This is a genomic window from Flavobacterium sp., from assembly GCF_027531905.1.
Taxonomy (GTDB): Bacteria; Bacteroidota; Bacteroidia; order Flavobacteriales; family Flavobacteriaceae; genus Flavobacterium.
This window is the reverse complement of record NZ_JAPZSU010000012.1, coordinates 25,424-45,303: the sequence shown is the minus strand read 5'-3', so window position 1 is coordinate 45,303 and position 19,880 is coordinate 25,424. Positions and strand designations below refer to the sequence as shown.

Annotated in this window: 23 protein-coding genes; 9 read left to right on the top strand and 14 right to left on the bottom strand. The window is 33.6% G+C overall.

The window, feature by feature from the left end; genetic code table 11:
• The first annotated feature begins 333 nt into the window (after window positions 1-333).
• Genes O9307_RS03820 through O9307_RS03805 form a run of 4 tightly spaced genes read left to right on the top strand, consistent with a single transcriptional unit; the run spans window position 334 to window position 3,247 of the window.
• Window positions 334-888 (top strand): RNA polymerase sigma factor, encoded by a 555-nt coding sequence (locus O9307_RS03820; protein WP_298295577.1) that lies wholly within the window; start codon window positions 334-336, stop codon window positions 886-888.
• Window positions 885-1,430 carry an anti-sigma factor gene (locus O9307_RS03815; protein WP_298295504.1) on the top strand — a complete coding sequence of 182 codons (546 nt, stop codon included), beginning with the start codon at window positions 885-887 and terminating at the stop codon, window positions 1,428-1,430. The genes O9307_RS03820 and O9307_RS03815 overlap by 4 nt, the downstream gene beginning before the upstream one ends.
• A complete protein-coding gene (locus tag O9307_RS03810) occupies window positions 1,411-2,475 on the top strand; it encodes a hypothetical protein (protein WP_298295502.1) in 1,065 nt (354 codons plus the stop codon). The genes O9307_RS03815 and O9307_RS03810 overlap by 20 nt, the downstream gene beginning before the upstream one ends.
• A gap of 37 nt (window positions 2,476-2,512) precedes the next feature.
• Complete coding sequence (locus tag O9307_RS03805; RefSeq protein ID WP_298295500.1) at window positions 2,513-3,247, top strand: head GIN domain-containing protein; 735 nt, start codon at window positions 2,513-2,515, stop codon at window positions 3,245-3,247.
• 36 nt (window positions 3,248-3,283) lie between these two features.
• Here O9307_RS03805 and O9307_RS03800 read toward each other — a convergent pair whose 3' ends face one another.
• From O9307_RS03800 to O9307_RS03750, 11 genes are all read right to left on the bottom strand, one after another.
• Window positions 3,284-4,609 carry an MFS transporter gene (locus O9307_RS03800; protein ID WP_298295498.1) on the bottom strand — a complete coding sequence of 442 codons (1,326 nt, stop codon included), beginning with the start codon at window positions 4,607-4,609 and terminating at the stop codon, window positions 3,284-3,286.
• 135 nt (window positions 4,610-4,744) lie between these two features.
• On the bottom strand, window positions 4,745-5,560 hold the full coding sequence (locus tag O9307_RS03795; protein WP_298295496.1) for a M48 family metallopeptidase: 816 nt from the start codon (window positions 5,558-5,560) through the stop codon (window positions 4,745-4,747).
• Between the two features lie 212 nt (window positions 5,561-5,772).
• Window positions 5,773-6,195 (bottom strand): hypothetical protein, encoded by a 423-nt coding sequence (locus tag O9307_RS03790; protein WP_298295494.1) that lies wholly within the window; start codon window positions 6,193-6,195, stop codon window positions 5,773-5,775.
• Between the two features lie 73 nt (window positions 6,196-6,268).
• Window positions 6,269-7,141, bottom strand: a complete 873-nt coding sequence (gene sucD, locus O9307_RS03785) for a succinate--CoA ligase subunit alpha (RefSeq protein WP_064713969.1) — start codon at window positions 7,139-7,141, stop codon at window positions 6,269-6,271.
• An 85-nt stretch (window positions 7,142-7,226) separates the two neighbouring features.
• Window positions 7,227-7,589 carry a nuclear transport factor 2 family protein gene (locus O9307_RS03780; protein WP_298295493.1) on the bottom strand — a complete coding sequence of 121 codons (363 nt, stop codon included), beginning with the start codon at window positions 7,587-7,589 and terminating at the stop codon, window positions 7,227-7,229.
• Between the two features lies 1 nt (window position 7,590).
• Complete coding sequence (locus O9307_RS03775) at window positions 7,591-8,520, bottom strand: UDP-3-O-(3-hydroxymyristoyl)glucosamine N-acyltransferase (RefSeq protein WP_298295492.1); 930 nt, start codon at window positions 8,518-8,520, stop codon at window positions 7,591-7,593.
• 174 nt (window positions 8,521-8,694) lie between these two features.
• Window positions 8,695-9,261 (bottom strand): elongation factor P, encoded by a 567-nt coding sequence (gene efp, locus O9307_RS03770; protein ID WP_064713966.1) that lies wholly within the window; start codon window positions 9,259-9,261, stop codon window positions 8,695-8,697.
• Window positions 9,262-9,290: 29 nt separating this feature from the next.
• Window positions 9,291-10,076, bottom strand: a complete 786-nt coding sequence (gene lpxA / locus O9307_RS03765; protein WP_064713965.1) for an acyl-ACP--UDP-N-acetylglucosamine O-acyltransferase — start codon at window positions 10,074-10,076, stop codon at window positions 9,291-9,293.
• Between the two features lie 70 nt (window positions 10,077-10,146).
• Window positions 10,147-11,535 (bottom strand): bifunctional UDP-3-O-[3-hydroxymyristoyl] N-acetylglucosamine deacetylase/3-hydroxyacyl-ACP dehydratase, encoded by a 1,389-nt coding sequence (locus tag O9307_RS03760; protein WP_298295491.1) that lies wholly within the window; start codon window positions 11,533-11,535, stop codon window positions 10,147-10,149.
• The gene (lpxD, locus tag O9307_RS03755) at window positions 11,528-12,568 is read right to left on the bottom strand and encodes a UDP-3-O-(3-hydroxymyristoyl)glucosamine N-acyltransferase (protein ID WP_298295490.1); all 1,041 of its coding nucleotides are present in this window, start codon (window positions 12,566-12,568) and stop codon (window positions 11,528-11,530) included. Before lpxD ends, O9307_RS03760 begins: the two co-directional genes overlap by 8 nt.
• Window positions 12,569-12,699: 131 nt before the next feature.
• Window positions 12,700-13,929, bottom strand: a complete 1,230-nt coding sequence (locus O9307_RS03750) for an HD domain-containing protein (RefSeq protein ID WP_298295489.1) — start codon at window positions 13,927-13,929, stop codon at window positions 12,700-12,702.
• Between the two features lie 229 nt (window positions 13,930-14,158).
• Between O9307_RS03750 and O9307_RS03745 the strand changes: the two genes are divergently transcribed.
• The 5 genes from O9307_RS03745 (at window position 14,159) to O9307_RS03725 (ending at window position 18,476) form a co-directional block, all read left to right on the top strand.
• Window positions 14,159-15,712 (top strand): bifunctional response regulator/alkaline phosphatase family protein, encoded by a 1,554-nt coding sequence (locus O9307_RS03745; protein ID WP_298295488.1) that lies wholly within the window; start codon window positions 14,159-14,161, stop codon window positions 15,710-15,712.
• Between the two features lie 85 nt (window positions 15,713-15,797).
• Window positions 15,798-16,205 (top strand): tRNA (adenosine(37)-N6)-threonylcarbamoyltransferase complex ATPase subunit type 1 TsaE, encoded by a 408-nt coding sequence (gene tsaE, locus O9307_RS03740; protein WP_298295486.1) that lies wholly within the window; start codon window positions 15,798-15,800, stop codon window positions 16,203-16,205.
• A gap of 110 nt (window positions 16,206-16,315) precedes the next feature.
• The gene (locus tag O9307_RS03735) at window positions 16,316-16,792 is read left to right on the top strand and encodes a GNAT family N-acetyltransferase (protein WP_298295484.1); all 477 of its coding nucleotides are present in this window, start codon (window positions 16,316-16,318) and stop codon (window positions 16,790-16,792) included.
• A gap of 79 nt (window positions 16,793-16,871) precedes the next feature.
• Window positions 16,872-18,065, top strand: a complete 1,194-nt coding sequence (locus O9307_RS03730) for an alanine dehydrogenase (protein ID WP_298295482.1) — start codon at window positions 16,872-16,874, stop codon at window positions 18,063-18,065.
• A 36-nt stretch (window positions 18,066-18,101) separates the two neighbouring features.
• Window positions 18,102-18,476: a DUF4258 domain-containing protein gene (locus O9307_RS03725; protein WP_298295480.1), complete on the top strand. Its 375-nt coding sequence runs from the start codon at window positions 18,102-18,104 to the stop codon at window positions 18,474-18,476.
• On the opposite strand, the gene ung is transcribed toward O9307_RS03725, so the two are convergent.
• From ung to O9307_RS03710, 3 genes are read right to left on the bottom strand one after another with little or no spacing between them, the layout of a single operon-like run.
• Window positions 18,477-19,148, bottom strand: coding sequence for a uracil-DNA glycosylase (ung, locus tag O9307_RS03720; protein WP_298295478.1), 672 nt, complete (start codon window positions 19,146-19,148; stop codon window positions 18,477-18,479).
• Complete coding sequence (locus tag O9307_RS03715) at window positions 19,141-19,512, bottom strand: HepT-like ribonuclease domain-containing protein (RefSeq protein WP_298295475.1); 372 nt, start codon at window positions 19,510-19,512, stop codon at window positions 19,141-19,143. The genes ung and O9307_RS03715 overlap by 8 nt, the downstream gene beginning before the upstream one ends.
• On the bottom strand, window positions 19,505-19,795 hold the full coding sequence (locus O9307_RS03710) for a nucleotidyltransferase domain-containing protein (RefSeq protein WP_298295473.1): 291 nt from the start codon (window positions 19,793-19,795) through the stop codon (window positions 19,505-19,507). The genes O9307_RS03715 and O9307_RS03710 overlap by 8 nt, the downstream gene beginning before the upstream one ends.
• Window positions 19,796-19,880 lie beyond the last annotated feature (85 nt).

Here is a 19,880-nt window from a genome sequence, read left to right as displayed (position 1 = left end):
AGCAAAGACAATCTTTGTGCCAGAGCTTTTAAAACGAAAAAGGTAAAGGTATATTTTACAGTTTGCCAGCAAAAGAAAAACAATACTAACTGCTAGCCCCGATGGTAGTGGCATCCTTTGCTTTTTTTCTTTATAAAAGCAAAGATATAACGAACAGCGGGACTTTGCTTACAAAAAAGCCAAAACTTTCTGCTCCAAAAGAAAAGAACGAAATTGAAAATAAAGCTTTTCGTCTTAAATATCTTTATTTTGATACCTTTAACTATATTTTTTTTCAAAAACTGTAACACTGCAAAAAAAGGAACGTCTTTCATTAAAACGATTACTAGCTACTTGTCCTATCAACAATTACATATCGAAGAATTGGTAACACTTTGCCAACAACAAAACCAAAAGGCTCAATTTGAAGTCTACAATAGGTATTGTAAAGCAATGTATAATGTGGCTTTTCGAATTGTGAAGGATGAACATTTTGCTGAAGATGTGATGCAAGAAAGTTTTTTGAAAGCGTTTACAAAAATAGATTCTTACAAAAAAGAAGTGGCTTTTGGTGCTTGGTTAAAACGAATCGTTATTAATTATAGCATTGATTTTTGTAAAAAAAACAACAAATTAAAGTCAGATGATTTCGAGAAAAATCTTTACAAAATTGAAGATAAAGAAGCTGAATTCACTGAAGTTATCAACTTTGATGAAATAAAAGTAAAAGAAGTTTTGAATGCTATTCAGTCGTTGAAAAGTAGTTACAGTACGGTTTTGACTTTGTTTTATATTGAAGGTTACGACCAAGAAGAAATAAGCGAAATCCTAAAAATAAGCTACGCGAATTGTAGAACAACTTTGAGTAGAGCCAAAGAAAGTTTAAGAAATAAATTATGCGAAATATGAGAAATGAAGAGGAAAAATTAGACCAATTATTTGCAAAATTCGATTCAGATTGGGATGTTGTTGAATTACCCAAAAATCACGAAAATCGGTTTATTGACAAACTGAATACAAAATCTATCAAGAATAGAAAACGAAATTTATACACAACGATTGCTATTGCAGCGACTTTGGTAGTGATGTTTAGTTTGTCTTTCTTTTTCAAACCTGAGGCAAAAACGAACAAGCTCACTTTTGCTTCAAAAGAAACCAAACAAACAGATTCTATTTTTAATGTTCTTATTAAAAATGAACTGAACAAACTCAAGGAAAAAGAATCTCCTCAGAATCAAAAAATTATTGCTGATGCCCTACAGCAAATGAAGGTTTTGGACAATGATTATCAAAAAATCATTAAAGAGATTGCTAGAAATGGAGAAAACAAGCAAATTATTTATGCGATGATTAGCAATTTGCAAACTCGAATTTCATTTCTACAAAATGTATTAAACCAAATTGAAACAACTGAACAACTTAATACTCAAAATGATGAAAAAACTCTATAAAACTATCATTATCTTTTTGCTATTTCCGATACTTGGTTTTGCGAATGATGATGCTATAATTTCAAAGCAAAAAAACATCAAAAAAGCATTTATTGTAAACGCTGATGCTGGTATTAACATCACCAATTCATATGGGACGGTATTTGTAACCACTTGGAATGAAGACAAAATTGAACTTGATATTTTAATAAAAGTAAGTGGTGATAGCGAAAACTGGGTGAATCAGCGCTTAAACGACATAACAGTTGACATTATTGGACTAAAATCACTAGTTACTGCAAAAACGCAAATCGAAAACAACAATTATCGCTCAAAAGGAAGAAATAACAGTTTTGAGATTAATTATGTTATTAAGATTCCAAAAAATGGCGGGGTAACGATAGATAACAAATACGGGAATATCTCCACTACCGATTTGAATGCGCCTACCAATATTCTTTGTAAATATGGAAAAATTACAATGGGAAGATTGAATAGTAACAAAAACAACATCACTATAGAATACTGCTCCAACTCCAGCATTTCTTATTTAAAAAATGGAAATATAACAGGTCGTTATTCTGGACTTAGTATTGATGCCCTCTCGAAAATAGATTTAATTTCTGACTACACAGACACCACAATTGGTGATGCAGGCGATGTAAAATACACCAGTAAATACGGTACTGTGAAAATCAAAGAAGTGAATTCGCTTGATGGAATTGGGAACTATTTGACCATAAAAGTAGGAACATTAAACAACCAAATCAAATTACAAACCAAATACAGCAGTGTAGATGTTGGATTAGTTCAAGCCAAAGCCAATTCGATTGCAATCAATGCTGGATATACTGGAGTAAAAGTAGGTTTTAGCCCCAATTATGCTTTCGATTTTGACGTAACGCTTCGATATGCTGATTTTAAATACGATAGTGATTTTGAATTTTTAAATAAAGCCGAAACCAATTACACCAAAAACTTTAATGGTTACTACAAGAAAAAAGGAGTAAATAGTGTAATAATTACATCAGATTACGGGAATGTTGCCTTAACTAAAAAACTATAACTATAACTATAACTATAACTATAAAAAAACAATACTTATGAAAAATCTATCTATTGCGAGTGTTTTATTGCTGTCTTTTAGCTCTTTCCTATCCTACGGGCAATGGAATATGGGGAAACAAATTAAAGGGAACGGGAATGTGATTACAGAAACCCGAACTACTACAAGTTATGAATCCATAAAAGTTTCGGGCTTTTTTGATGTGGATTTAGTATCAGGAAAAGAAGGTAGTATCACTATCAAAGGAGAACAAAACATTTTGGATTATATTGATGTGGAAGTGGTAGACAATGTCTTAAAAATTGGAACCGAGAAAGGATACAATTTTAAATTATCCCCAGGAAAATCAGTTCATATTACTATCCCTTTTGAATCGATTAATGGTTTAGTATTAAGCGGCTCAGGCGATATTATTAGTAAAGATGTTATCAAAACGGATGCTTTTGATGCCAAACTTTCGGGTTCTGGTGATTTAAAATTGGCAGTAGATGCTCAAAAGTTCAATATGAGTTTGAGCGGTTCTGGAGACATCGTTTTAAGCGGAACTGCCGATGACTTCTCTAGCAGTATTTCAGGTTCAGGAGACATCAATGCCTCGAATTTAAAATCAAAAACAGCCTCAATCAGCATTTCAGGTTCTGGCGATACGAAAGTAAGTTGTTCCGAGAGTCTATACGCAAGAGTTTCTGGTTCAGGAGATATTGTGTATTATGGAAATCCAACCAAAAAAGACACTAAAGTGAATGGCTCAGGTGAGATTTCTAAAGGTTAATTATTTTTGTTTTTTAGTCACTAAAAGCGTCTTTATTTAAGACGCTTTTTTTGATGGTACACGTTTTAATAAAAGAACCGCGATGAAAAAGAATAAAGCCAAGAAAACAATAGCAAATCTTGGACTTCCAGTCACTTGGTCGATTATACCATACACACACATACCGATAACGATACCTACTTTTTCAGCCACATCATAAAAACTAAAAAACGAAGCAGTGTCTGTGGTTTCTGGCAAAAATTTAGAATAAGTAGAACGAGATAAAGCTTGTATGCCTCCCATTACTAAACCAACAAAAACCGCCATTATATAAAATTGAATAGGCGCTGTTATTATAAAAGCACCTATACAGAGGACTAACCAAATACTGTTAATAACGATTAACGTTTTTATATTTCCGAATTTTTCAGAGGCTTTTGAGGTCAAAAAAGCGCCTAGCACAGCTACCAATTGAATCAACAAGATACATATAATCAATCCTGTAGTGCTATCTTCTTTTGCTTTCCATTCGATTTCTTGGGCTCCAAAATAAGTAGCAATTAGCATCACCGTTTGAACCGCCATACTTGAAACAAAAAAACCATATAAATAGCGTTTTAATGGAAGGTTTTCTCTCAGTATATGCCATACTATTTTTAATTCTTTAAATCCATTGAAAATAAGATTTGTCTTAATAGTCTCCTCAGCTGTTTTTTTTGATCCTTTGGGTAAAAAATAATAGGTATACTGACTGAATAAAATCCACCAAACTCCTACCATTACAAATGAATAACGCATGGCTTTCATTGCCGCTACTCCTTCGGTTCCAGAAATTCCAAACCATTTTGGCTTCATGATCATCGCCAAATTGATAATCAATAAAATCACACTACCTATATACCCCAAAGAATAACCTTTGGCACTAATCGCATCTTGTTGTTCAGTAAAAGCAATATCTGGTAGATAGGAATTATAAAAAACTAGACTACCCCAATAACCCAATAACCCAAGAAAATAGAATAACAACCCACTATAAATTGAATCTAAATCAAACCAATACAATCCCATACAAGACAAAGCTCCTAAATAGCAAAAAAACTTCATAAAGCTTTTTTTATTCCCAACATAATCTGCAATTCCAGATAACAAAGGAGAGATAAAAGCCACTACTAAAAAAGCTAAAGCTGTGATAAAACTTATCAAAGCTGAGTTTTTTAAATGCATTCCAAAAACGTCGATATAATGACTCTTGTCGGTAAACAACGCCTCATAAAATATTGGAAAAACTGCTGATACTATGGTTAAGGTATATACCGAATTTGCCCAATCATAGAATGCCCAAGCATTTAGTAATTTTTTATCTCCTTTAGGTAAGTTTGCCATAAATTATAGGTTCATATTTTAGTTGTGTAAATGTATCTTTTTTCTTGAATTCAAAAAATAAATTCACTTTAAATAATTGCAAAAAAAAGCCAAGTCAATGCTGGGCATTATGCGATAACCTAATTAAATTTTGGTTTAGTATATTTTTCCAAATTTAGCTGCAATAGCTTTTGCTTCAGGGATAAGGTTTTGTAAATTAGCTACTCTCGTGGCGTCAGATGGATGTGTACTCATGAATTCAGGTTGTGAGTTCCCTCCCGATTGTGCTGCCATTCGCTTCCAAAATGCTATGGCTTCTTGTGGATTATATCCTGCAATCGCCATTAATGTTAATCCAATTTTATCAGCTTCACTCTCATGTCCGCGACTAAAAGGCAACATTATACCTACTTGTGAGCCTACTCCATATAATTGTCGCCACATGCTTTGACTTTCCGCTGATTGACCTCCCGTAAGAGCGGCTACTCCTACCGCACCAACACCTTGCAATTTTGCGGCACTCATACGTTGCGCTCCATGATTAGCTAACGCATGAGATACTTCATGAGCCATAACGGTGGCTAATCCTGCATCATCTTTAGTTACAGATAAAATACCAGTATAAACAACAATCTTTCCACCTGGCAAACACCATGCATTTACATCTTTACTTTCTACCAATTTATATTCCCAACGATACTCTTTTAAATATTGATTCTGACCGATTGAAGCTAAATATTTTTCTGCAGCATCTTTTATTTTTATTCCAATGGTTTCCACTCGTTTAGCATCAGCTGTTCCTTGGACTACTTTGTTTTCTTTCAGAAATTGACCATATTGTTGAAATGAAGCTGGAAACAATTCGCTATTCGAAACCAGATTCAATGTTTTTTTTCCTGTCATCGGATTAGTGGCACAAGAGCTCCCCATCAACAATACAAGAATTGGAAGTAAAGAAGTATATTTTTTCATAATTTTTATTTTTTGTAGCACACAAAATTAATGCATTATTTAGGCTATTTACAAGTATTAAGCCGTGATATACAACTTTATTTTTTGATTTTATTGTAAAAAGCCTACTCCTACTGTTTACAACCCAAAACAAAAAAAATCTCATAGCTTTACGAAAAACTATGAGATTGTAATATAGCTAAGATCAGCTATTTCTATTAAATTCTAAAGAATTAAAAAGCAACATTCCATCTAGGTAATGTTCCATTTTTATCTAAAAAACTTTGTAAAACTTGCCCTTCCACACTTGTTGGAATGGCTTTCACCCCATTATTAAAGGTTTCGTACCAAACCACTTCAAGCGATGTAATACCTTCCAATTTCATTTGTGTAGGCCAAGAATATTTTCTACCTGTTTTAGCAAATTGATGTCCTTCTACAATTTTATATGCTAAACCTCCATTTTTAATTTTAAGAGTTCCGTTGTTTTGTACTGTACCTGTAGAACCCACCATAATTAGTTCTCTATCTGAAGTCAAATCATATACCAAAAACACACCACATCCTTCAGAAGCATTACAAACTTGTTCTAGACTATCTTCTGGGGTAAACACAAAACTGTTGGTTACTTTAAACTTTTCTAATTCTTTATACATATCTTTTTATTTAAACAAAATGCCTCACCAAATCGTGAGGCATTTTGAGATTTATAATTTTAAAATCCGGAAATTATCCTAAAACTTCTTTTACTTTTTTACCTATTTCGGCTGGAGAATCAACTACGTGAATACCATTATCTCTCATAATTTGCTTTTTGGCAGCAGCAGTATCATCAGATCCTCCAACAATTGCTCCAGCATGCCCCATTGTTCTACCGGCAGGTGCAGTTTCTCCCGCAATAAAACCAACAACTGGTTTACGGTTACCATCAGCTTTAATCCATTTAGCAGCATCAGCTTCTAATTGACCACCAATTTCACCAATCATAATGATAAGTTCAGTCTCAGGATCGTTCATTAATAATTCTACAGCTTCTTTAGTCGTAGTTCCTATAATTGGATCTCCACCAATTCCAATGGCTGTAGTGATTCCTAAACCTTGTTTTACTACTTGGTCAGCAGCTTCATACGTCAACGTTCCAGATTTAGAAACGATTCCAACCGTTCCTTTTTTGAAAACAAAACCTGGCATAATTCCCACTTTTGCCTCACCTGGTGTAATCACACCTGGACAGTTTGGTCCGATTAATCTAGCGTTTCTTTCTTTAACATAAGCATTAGCTTTAATCATGTCTGCTACTGGAATACCTTCTGTAATAGCAATAATCACTTTAATACCAGCATCAGCCGCTTCCATAATTGCATCAGCAGCAAAAGCGGGTGGAACAAAAATAATTGTAGTATCTGCTCCAGCTTGATCTACAGCATCTTTAACTGTATTAAAAACTGGTAAATCCAAGTGTGTAGAGCCACCTTTTCCAGGAGTTACACCACCCACAACATTTGTTCCGTATTCAATCATTTGAGAAGCGTGGAAAGTTCCTTCGCTACCTGTGAATCCTTGAACAATAATTTTAGAATCTTTATTAACTAAAACACTCATGATATATTTTTTATGTAGTTTTTAAAATTGTGTTGCAAAAGTAAGGTTTTTGAAATTATTTTAACCCCATTTAGTGTCAAATTATTTAAGATAGTTGACTCATTTGATAGCCTCTGAATAATTTATTGTCTTTAATTTCCCAAATTGTCATAAAATGTGCCAAAAGGATCTCTTCCCTTGGGTTTTCAATCGTTTTCACAAAATGAGAATAGCGCACAGCAATCATTTCATTCTCCTCTACAATATGGCTAATTCTTACTTTTGATCTTACATAGGCTTTATGCAATTGATCTGCTAAATTAATCAAGCCCTGATAATTTAACTGAACAAATCCTTCTGTGGAATTCCAATCAATACTAATTTCAGGATGAATAAAATCCTTTAAAATTGTGCTGTCAATTAAAGCATCCGACTTGTAAAATGCTTTGACAAAATCTTTTGCAGACATATTATTTTAATTTATTTAAAATTTCTGGGATTTTTTTAATATTTGCTAATTGCTTTAATTTTTCACGTGATTCTTGGATAGGTGTTCCAAAATAAGATTTCCCTCCTTCAACAGACTTAGTAACACCTGTTTGTCCCATTACTACAGCTTTTGAACCAATGGTTATTCCGCTTGTTGTTCCTACTTGTCCCCACAAAGTAACCTCATCTTCAATGATAACACAACCCGCAATGCCAGTTTGAGAAGCAATTAAGCATTTTTTACCAATTACAGTATCGTGTCCTACGTGTACTTGATTGTCAAGTTTAGTTCCTTCTCCAATAGTTGTATCGCCTGTAACCCCTTTATCAATAGTACAAAGCGCGCCTATCCCTACATTGTCCTCGATTACTACCCTTCCTCCAGAAAGCAATTGATCAAAGCCAGTCATCCTCTTTTTGTAATAAAAGGCATCCGCTCCCAAAACCGTTCCTGCATGAATTATTACGTTATTACCAATAACGGTTTGATCATAGATTGCTACATTGGAATGTATCAAGCAATTATCCCCAATAACGACTTCATTTCCAATAAAAACATTAGGTTGTATTACCGTATTCTCTCCAATTTTTGCGGTTGGACTTATCGTCACATTTGAACCAACAAACGGTTTAAAATGTCTGGTCAAAGCATTGAAATCCCTGAAAGGATCATCAGAAATCAATAGTGCTTTCCCTTCTGGACAAACCACTTCTTTGTTAATCAAAATGATAGTAGCTGCTGATTGTAATGCTTTGTCGTAGTACTTAGGATGATCTACAAATACAATATCGCCTGGTTCTACGACATGTATTTCATTCATTCCTAAAACAGGAAATAGAGGATCCCCTACAAATGTGCAGTCAATTAATGTAGCAATGTCTTGTAAGGAATATTGTTTATGGAATTTCATATGTGTATTTTTTGTTTGATGATCACATATGGTATCGCCAAATTTTAATAGCCTTCGAGAAAATCTATTAAGGCGATTTCATAATATCATTAGTTTAAAAAAAAAGTTTTCAATCTTAGTCACAATTCTATATCCGAATTGCAAACTAAGACTGAAAACCTAAGCTTTTAAAAATTATTCTTTTACACGTTCCATATAAGAACTTGTAGCCGTATCAATTTTAATTTTATCCCCTTCATTAATAAACAAAGGCACATTGATTGTTGCCCCTGTCTCAACAGTAGCTGGTTTTGTAGCATTAGTTGCTGTGTTGCCTTTTACACCTGGCTCAGTGTATGTAACTTCCAAAACTACAGATGGCGCCATATCAACAGAAAGCGGCAAATCCGTCTCAGTATTGATTTGAATCATTACATTTTCACCTTCTTTCAACAAATCTGGAGCGTCCAAAACATTTCTATTTAGAGTAATTTGTTCAAAAGTTTCAGCATTCATAAAATGAAACTGATCTCCTTCAGGATACAAAAATTGAAACGTATGCGTCTCAACACGCACTACATCAATCTTATGTCCAGCAGAAAAAGTATTATCCAACACTTTACCATTAGTTACAGACTTTAGCTTTGTTCTAACAAAAGCTGGCCCTTTTCCTGGTTTAACGTGAAGAAATTCAATAATTTTATAAATATCGTGATTGTGTTTTATACAAAGTCCGTTTTTAATATCTGAAGTAGATGCCATTTTTTTTTATTTAATAATTTATTTGTTTTTTAATAATTTCCTGAGTAGCCTTTCATAACTCCTCTTGAAGAGTTACGAATAAAGTCGATGATCTCATCACGCTCTGGTGTTGCTTCCATTTCGGCCTCAATTATCCCTAAAGCTTGAGTCGTGTTGTAATTTTTTTGATATAAAATTCTGTAAATATCTTGAATCTCTTTGATTTTTTCGGTGGTAAAACCTCTTCTTCTTAATCCTACTGAGTTAATCCCTACATAAGACAAAGGTTCTTTTGCTGCTTTAGTAAAGGGTGGCACATCTTTTCTAACCAAAGATCCACCAGAAACCATAGCATGATCTCCAATATGAATAAATTGATGGATAGCTGCTAACCCTCCGATTACCGCATGTTTTCCAACAATTACATGACCCGCCAAAGCAACGCCATTTACGATAATTGCATTGTCACCAATATGACAATCGTGAGCAATATGAGCTGTAGCCATTACTAAACAATTATTACCTAAAGTAGTTTGTCCAGAAGCAATAGTCCCTCTATTGATCGTCACGCACTCTCTAATAGTACAATTATCACCAATGATAGCCAAAGACTCTTCACCTCCAAATTTTAAATCTTGAGGAACTGCAGAAATTACTGCACCAGGAAAAATATTACAATTTTTACCAATTCTAGCCCCTTCCATGATGGTTACATTAGAACCTATCCAAGTTCCATCACCGATAACTACATTATTATGAATGGTAGTAAAAGGCTCTATTACTACATTTTTGGCAATTTTTGCCCCTGGATGTACATATGCTAATGGTTGATTCATTTTTTGAGTTTAGTCGTTAAGCTGTTTAATTGATTAACCCTTAAAAAGATTAAGCAACTCAACAAAAAAATTATTGTTTTCTAGCAATTTGCGCCATTAATTCTGCTTCTGCTACTAATTTTCCATTAGCATAAGCATTGGCTTGCATATGACAAATTCCTCTTCTGATAGGTGTAATCAAATCACATTTAAAGATTAAAGTATCCCCTGGAAGTACTTTGTGCTTGAACTTAACTTTATCAATTTTCATAAAGAAAGTCAGATAGTTTTCTGGATCTGGAACGGTACTTAATACTAAAATTCCCCCCGTTTGAGCCATAGCTTCTACAATTAAAACCCCTGGCATTACTGGTGCATCAGGAAAATGCCCAACGAAGAAATTTTCATTCATGGTGACATTTTTCATTCCTACAACATGAGTATCCGACATTTCAATGATGCGATCTATCAATAAAAATGGAGGTCTGTGCGGTAAAACCGACATGATTTTATGAATATCCATCAAAGGTTCTTGATTCAAATCATAAACAGGAACATAATTACGCTGTTCAATTTTAATCAATTTTGCCATTTTTTTTGCAAATTGGGTGTTTACAAAATGTCCCGGTTTATTTGCAATAACTTTACCTTGGATTTTTGTTCCAATTAATGCTAAATCACCCACAACATCAAGTAATTTATGTCTAGCGGCCTCGTTTGGATAATGTAACGTCAAGTTATCTAAAATTCCGTTTGGGGTAACTGAAATGGTGTCTTTACCAAAAGCCGTTTTAAGATTTTCCATGGTAGTTGCAGATATTTCTTTATCTACATATACAATTGCATTATTAAGGTCACCGCCTTTGATTAATCCATTATCCAAAAGGGATTCTAACTCATGTAAAAAACTAAACGTTCTCGAATCACTAATTTCAGTTTTGAAATCGGCAATGCTTTTCAAAGTTGCATTTTGAGTTCCAAGGATTTTTGTTCCAAAATCAACCATTGTAGTTACAGAATAATGATCATTAGGCATAACCAAAATCTCACTACCTGTAGTTTCATCTACAAATGAGATGATTTCTTTGACAACATATACATTTCGATTAGCATTTTGCTCTTCAACACCTACCTTCTCAATAGCTTCAACAAAGTATTTTGAAGAACCATCCATAATAGGTAACTCTGAAGCATTCAATTCGATAATAACGTTATCTAAATCGCAACCTTCTAAAGCTGCCAAAACATGCTCAGGAGTTTGAATTTTAACTCCTAATTTTTCTAAGTTAGTTCCTCTTTGTGTATTTACAACATAATTAGCGTCAGCTTCAATAATTGGCTGCCCTTCTAAATCAACTCTTACAAATGTAAAACCGTTATTTACTGGCGCAGGTTTAAAAGTCATTGTCACTTCTTTCCCTGTATGTAATCCAACACCAGTTAATGATATTTCCGTCTTGATGGTTTTCTGTTTAACCATTATTTCCATGTTTTTGATTTATTATTTTCTTTAATTCTTCTAGTTCGGCTACCAATTGTGGCAACTTTTTAAAATAAATATATGACTTATTAAAATCGTTATAAGTAAATGCCGGTGTACCTTGAATGGTTTCGTCATCTTTGATGTTTCTGGTCACTCCTGATTGTGCTTGAATGCGAACATTGTCACCAATGGTTAAATGTCCAACGACCCCCACTTGACCGCCTAGCATAGCATTCTTACCTACTTTTGATGAGCCAGCTATACCCGTTTGTGCTGCTATCACTGTGTTTTCGCCAATCTCTACATTGTGGGCAATCTGTATCTGATTGTCTAATTTCACGCCACGTCTGATGATTGTTGAACCTAATGTAGCTCTATCGATAGTAGTGTTTGCGCCAACTTCTACTCCGTCTTCTAAAACTACATTTCCTATTTGTGGAATTTTATCAAAAGTACCATCTGGTTTTGGTACAAACCCAAATCCATCCGATCCTAAAACCACCCCAGAATGAATGACGCAATCATTTCCAATCACGGTCTCTGAGTAAATATTAACGCCGGCAAAAATAGTAACATTATTACCAATGACAACATTATCACCAATAAAACAATTGGGGTAAATTTTGACGTTATCGCCTATAACTACATTTTGACCAATGTAACTAAAACTTCCTAAATACAAATTAGCTCCATATTTTACAGCATCAGAAATAACGGAAGGTTGTTCTATGCCAGATTTATTTCTTTTGACTTCATTGTAAAATTCTAAAAGCTTAGTGAAAGAAGCATACGCATCTTTTACTTTAATCAAGGTGGTGGTTATTGGAGATTCAGGCTCAAAAGTGTCATTAACAATAGTAATGGAGGCCTGAGTAGAATATATATAATTCAAGTACTTCGGATTGGACAGAAAAGTCAAGGAGCCTTCTGTACCTTCTTCAATTTTTGATAATCTAGATACTGAAGCACTTGGATTACCCACTACTTCACCTTCTAAAATACCTGCTATTTGTTCTGCTGTAAATTTCATCTTATTGGATTGTATTATTCATTGGAATAAGATGTAACTCACTAGAGAATGTATTGTTTATTTTCAAAAATAACTTACTCGTTCGTTTCATCGCGACAAAAATATAAAAAATAGGTTTTAATTGTTATAAATTACAACAGTTGTTTTGGAAAACAGATGTAATACTTCGTTACAAACTTAGATACTGATTTAAAATTCAATTGATCTGAGGCGTCAACAATATCCTCTATGGTTTTATCTTTTTTCAAAATCCTAATAGGCTCTGCTTCTTTACTGTACGCCTGATTTTTGATTTTTCCTCTAAAAATAAAATAATTCGCTTCTGTTAAAGAAATCCCATATTCTGAAACAACTCTTTCCTTTAATGGCAATAAATCTTCTGAAGAAATTTTTTCACTGCTTAGTTTTATTTTCAACAAATCACGATTAATAATCATTTTACTCAAGGATGAGAGAACAAAATCGGGGTGATCTTGCCAAGATTTTAAGGCACTAATAATGTCAAAATCATCTAATTTGGAAAACAAATTCAAAGTTTCTGCATCAAAAGTCTCCATTGTTACCTTGTGATGCATAAAAAAGGATAAAGGCGAACTGGCTTTCAACTCCTCTCCTTTTAATGTAAGTTCTTTTGCTCGTTTTAGTATTTTGGTCAAAATAGATTCGGCAACCAAACTCGTTTTATGAAGATACACTTGCCAATACATTAAGCGACGAGACATTAAAAATTTTTCTACCGAATAAATTCCTTTTTCTTCGATTACCAAAACATCATCCACCACATTCATCATCTGTATAATTCGCTCAGAATTAACATTTCCCTCAGACACGCCCGAGTAAAAACTATCTCTTTTTAAATAATCCATTCGATCCATATCCAACTGACTCGAAATCAATTGCAACATAAATTTGCGATGGTATTCGCCTTTAAAAACTTGAATTGCTAAACTTAATTTACCCTCAAATTCCTTATTTAATTGTTGCATAAACAACAAAGAAATTGCTTCATGGTGCACATCTTCTACAATACTACTTTCCATGGCATGAGAAAAAGGACCATGACCAATATCGTGCAACAAAATGGCAATATACAATGCATTTTCCTCCTCAACCGAGATTGAAACGCCTTTAAAACGAAGCGATTCAACGGCTTTTTGCATAATATGCATACATCCTAATGCGTGATGAAAACGCGTATGATTAGCGCCAGGATATACCAAATAAGACAAACCCATTTGAGAAATCCGGCGGAGGCGTTGAAAATATGGATGTTGAATTAAATCGTAAATAAGCGCATTGGGGACGGTAATAAAACCATAAATGGGATCATTAAATATTTTAAGTTTGTTGATTTGACTCACTTCTTGTTATTTTTTTTAGGACGACAAATATAAGCAATTTAGATGTTACGCCCTTTACTTCGAGAAAGTAAATCGTTCCGAGCACGCTGTAAACCAATACAAAAGTTGCTATTTCGATAGTTAAAAACCATATAAATAGCTAAAAAAATCACAATACCACATCAAAGCCTAATATATTTAATTAATTTGGCTAAATGTTTTACTAATTTTGAATGCTTGACCACCAAATATGGATACAATAAAAATACTTTGGGTAGATGATGAAATCGACTTGCTCAAACCTCATATTCTTTTCTTAGAAAAGAAAAATTATAGCATAACCACTTGTAATAATGGACTTGACGCAATCGCTATTTTTGAAGAAAATAATTTCGACATAGTGTTTTTGGACGAAAACATGCCAGGAATGAGCGGATTAGAAACCCTTTCAGAAATGAAAGAAAAAAAATCGGCCATCCCCATGATTATGATTACCAAAAGTGAGGAAGAATACATCATGGAAGAAGCTATTGGTTCAAAAATAGCCGATTATTTAATCAAACCCGTCAATCCTAATCAAATTCTTCTAAGTCTAAAAAAGAACTTAGATCATTCTCGATTAATTTCTCAAAAAACAACCTTGGATTATCAAAAGGAATTCAGAAAAATCACCTTAGAGATGGCTATGGTCAACACTTATGAAGATTGGATTGAACTTTATAAAAAATTGATTTTTTGGGAATTAGAATTAGAAAATATCGATGACCAAAGCATGATCGAAATTCTTGAATCGCAAAAAGTAGAAGCGAATTCTCAGTTTGGTAAATTCATAGAACGCAATTACGAAGATTGGTTTGCTCCTAAAAGCGACAAACCCATTCAATCCCATACCTTATTCAAAGAATTGGTTGTCCCAGAAATCCTAAAGAAAGACAAACCCGTACTTTTTGTTGTGATTGATAATTTAAGGTACGACCAATGGAAAGCTTTTGAAAATGTAGTCGCCAACTATTACAAACTTGAAAAAGAAGTCCCTTATTATTCGATTCTGCCCACAGCTACGCAATATGCCCGAAATGCTATTTTTTCAGGATTAACTCCGCTTGACATGGAGAAAAAATTTCCAAAATACTGGAAAAATGATCCCGAAGAAGGCGGCAAAAATCTCTATGAAGCTGAATTCTTAACCGCTCAATTGAAACGATTAGGCATAACGATTAAAGAAGATTATTTCAAAATCACCAATTTAGCAGGAGGGAAAAAATTAGTCGAAAATTTTAAAGCCTTAAAAAATAACGACTTAGTTACGATTGTCTACAACTTTGTAGATATGCTTTCTCATGCCAAAACCGAAATGGATGTGGTCAAAGAATTAGCCGCAGATGATAAGGCTTATCGCTCATTAACCTTAAGTTGGTTCAAAAATTCTCCTTTGCTCGAAATCATTCAACAAGCGCAAAAATTAGGTTTCAAATTGATTTTGACGACAGACCATGGAACTATTAATGTCAAAAACCCATCTAAAGTAGTGGGCGATAAAAACACAAGTTTGAATTTAAGATACAAAACGGGCAGAAGTTTGACCTATGAGCAAAAAGATGTGTATGCCGTAAAAGAACCAAAAGAAATCGGTTTACCTACCATAAATATGACCAGTTCGTATATTTTTGCAAAAAATGATTTGTTTCTGGCCTATGTCAATAACTACAACCATTACGTAAGTTACTACAAAAACACTTATCAACATGGTGGAATTTCATTAGAAGAAATGATTATTCCCTTTTTGGTATTCCATCCAAAGTAATTCGTATGTAATAGTTTACATTAAATCATTGAAGGTAAAAAACAAGCTAAAAATTATTAAGAATAGCCGATAAACTTTTATAAGAATGACAATAACATTTTCAATAGAACAGCTAGATCAGGTTGCTCAACAAATACTAGAACAAAACCCAAATAAAGTACTATTATTCAATGGCGAAATGGGCGCAGGAAAAACCACCTTAATAAAAAAATTATGCAAGCATTTAGGAGTTAACGAACCCACAAGCAGCCCAACCTTTTCTTTAGTTAATGAATACTATACTACTAACAATCAATACATTTATCATTTTGATTGTTATCGATTAAAATCAGAAATCGAAGCTTTGGATATGGGAATTGATGAATACTTATATTCGGGACATTGGTGTTTTATAGAATGGGCTGAAAAAATTGCTACTCTTATTCCAGAAGAACATTCAATCATTACCATAGAAATATTACCTGATGGCAATAGAACACTAGTTTTAACATAACAACTATTTCTTGCTATGAAATCGCCATTAATAACAGGTTTGTTGCAAACAAACACCTATAAACAAGAGCCGATACCATATATGGCCGCTAACAAATAACTTTTACATATATGAAAAATCCAAATGCCACAGTTGAAATCATTCCTTTCTCTATTGAACATAAAGAAGCCATTAAAACATTAAATTTAGAATGGTTACAAAAATACTTCAAGGTAGAACCCAAAGACGAATTGGTACTAAGCAACCCTGTCGAGGAAATCATTAATAAAGGCGGCAAAATATATTATGCTCGCTATGACAAAGAAATTATAGGAACCGTATCCTTAATAAAAATGAACGCAACTACTTTTGAATTATCAAAAATGGCAATTACTGAAAATGTGCAAGGATTAGGCATCGGAAGACAACTAATTGCCTTTTGTATAGAAGAAGCCAAAAAAATGGGGATTCAAAAACTAATTTTATATTCCAGTAGGCAATTAAAACCAGCACTACACCTGTATGAATCTTTTGGTTTTAAAGAAATCCCTGTAGAATCTGGGGTGTACGAAAGAGCCGATATCAAGATGGAACTACTTCTGCCTTAAACCATTATGAGTTCCTCCTTTCTACATCAAAAAAAACAAATACTTTTTGTAAATTGTACGCTTAAATTTTTAAACAATTATGTCGATTAGCCCATTTACCAAACAACAATTACTACCTCAAGAAGAAAAATTGGAAGTAGCCAGACATAAAAGTGAACTTTTCATTGGGATTCCTAAAGAAACAAGCTTTCAAGAAAAACGAATTTGCTTAACTCCAGATGCTGTTAATTCGCTCACAATTCAAGGACATCGCGTAATGATTGAATCAGGGGCAGGAGAAAGTTCAAGCTACACTGACAAAGAATATAGTGATGCAGGTGCCGAAGTAACTAAAGATACCGCAAAGGTTTTTAGTTGTCCCATGATTTTAAAAGTAGAACCACCTACTCTAGCAGAAATAGAAATGCTCAACAATAAAGCAATCGTCCTTTCTGCCATTCAATTAAAAACCAGACAAAAAGCATATTTTGAAGCTTTAGCAAGAAAAAAAATAACAGCTTTAGCCTTTGAATATATTAAAGACGAAGATGGTTCTTATCCTGCGGTTAAGTCTTTGAGCGAAATTGCAGGAACGGCTTCCATTTTAGTTGCTGCCGAATTAATGATTACCACCGAGTTTGGTAAAGGCTTATTATTTGGCAATATTACAGGAGTCCCTCCGACTGAAGTTGTTATTCTTGGCGCAGGAACCGTAGGAGAATTTGCAGCTAAAACAGCCATTGGACTTGGTGCTAATGTAAAAGTTTTTGATAATTCGATTACCAAATTAAGACGCTTACAAAATCATTTGAACCAACGCATCTTCACTTCTACCATTCAGCCCAAAGCTTTATTAAAAGCCTTAAGAAGATGTGACGTAGCCATTGGAGCTATGAGGGGCAAAGAACGCTGCCCAATTGTAGTAACAGAAACCATGGTGGAAAACATGAAAAAAGGCGCAGTCATCGTAGATGTAAGCATTGATACAGGAGGGTGTTTCGAAACCTCCGAGGTAACTACTCACGAGAAACCCACCTTTATCAAGAGTAATGTTTTGCATTATTGCGTTCCCAATATACCCTCTCGTTATTCTAAAACAGCTTCTCTATCTATTAGTAACATCATCACGCCATATCTACTTCAAATTGCCGAAGATGGTGGTTTAGAAAGTGCTATACGTTGCAACAAAGGACTTAAAAACGGAGTGTATTTGTACCACGGTATCCTTACTAACAAAGCAATAGGAGAATGGTTTGATATTCAAGACAGCGATATTAATTTACTTGTTTTTTAAGCTAAGTTTCGATTACCTTTGCAAAAAAAATACTTCATGAAGTTTACATATCGTTTCGCTTATTATTTGATTGGTTTATTGATGGGATTATTTGTGGTAGCCGCTATATTTTCTGGCAAAGACACCCGCTGTAATTATTTTCCAAACGCTCGTGTGTTGAACGATTTAAGAAATAAGCCTTTTGTTTATTCAGCTAAAGCTTCTCAAATTCTAAACGAAAAATGGGTCGACACCGCAGATATTAAAAACACCTTAAAATTTGGCGATGTAGATTTTGACAAAAGTAATATTAGCGTAGAAAAAGGAAAGCTCTACACCATTTACGGAAAAACAGCAAAAAATCAAGAAATCAGTGTAGAAGTAATTAATTACTCAGACAAAGCAGTTTTAAGAGATATTATCAAGAGATAATTACAACCAATCAATAGGTTGCAACCCCTTAGAAGTTAAATAGGCATTGGTTTGTGAAAAATGTTTATTTCCAAACCATTTTCCTTGATTAGCACTCATAGGCGATGGATGACCCGATTGTAAAACCAAATGTTGGTTTCTGTTGATTTTGTTGCCTTTTTTTTGTGCAAAACTTCCCCAAAGTAAAAAAACAAGCTCTTGTTTTTCAGAAGCTAATTTTTCGATAACGGCATCTGTAAACTGACTCCAAGCCAAATGTTTGTGGCTATTGGGACTGTCTTTTCGAACACTCAAAGTAGCATTCAACAACAAAACCCCTTGCTTTGCCCACGCTTCTAAATTTCCCGAAGTTGGCATAAAAATAGCACCTAAATCCTCTGTTAATTCTCTATAAATATTGCGCAAAGATGGTGGAATTTTAACACCATCATTCACCGAAAAGCTCAAACCATTAGCCTCACCTTCTCCATGATAAGGGTCTTGACCAATGATAACTACTTTTACTTCTTCTAATGTACAATGATTAAAAGCTGAAAAAATCAATTCTTTGGGCGGAAAACAGGTATGATTTTGATATTCTTCAGTAACAGCTTGCATTAAATTCAAGAAATAATCTTTTTCAAGTTCTTCGGATAAAAAAGTTTGCCAAGAAGGAGTAAGCTTATTATACATTACTACATCTTTTTAATTCTTCTTCGATTACAGATTGAAGCTTTGGCAAATAATTTTTACCTATTTCAAAAACAATTTCATAATCTAGCATTTCATAATGGTGTGAAATAAAATCTCTGAATCTAATTATTTTATTCCATTCTATTTCGGGATACTTTTCCTCTAAAATAGTGTGCTTTCTAAATATATTCTTCAAATTTTCGCCTACTGCTTGGAACCTAGTAACTATGGCATCTAACAAAATCTGACCATACTCAGTCGAAATAAAGTCTGAAGGCTCCTTTATTTCTGAAAATCTCTTATTACAAACTTTAATATGCTCTAAAATAGTTTCTAAAGAATACTGATACACTTCATTAAACATAAATTAAATCATTTTGTATACTATTTATGAATCGCTCAGACAAATGAGGTCCCTTTCTTATTATTTCAATTTTAGATTGTAATTTATGCTCCAAATAAGCATACAATCCCATCAATAAACTATAAGAAGGTTCAGAAAATTCTACCATAAAATCAATATCACTATACTTATTTTCCAGCCCTTTAGCATAAGAACCAAATAAAGCGATAGATGCTACTCCAAAATTCTCAGTCAGATACTGTTTATCGGCTTTTAAAGTTTTTATAATTTCGTCTTTATTCATTTCTGATAAAATCTATAACGGGTTTGATTCGTAACAAATATAAATATTAATTGTTTTAGATTAATACAACTTAACAAGTTTGTAA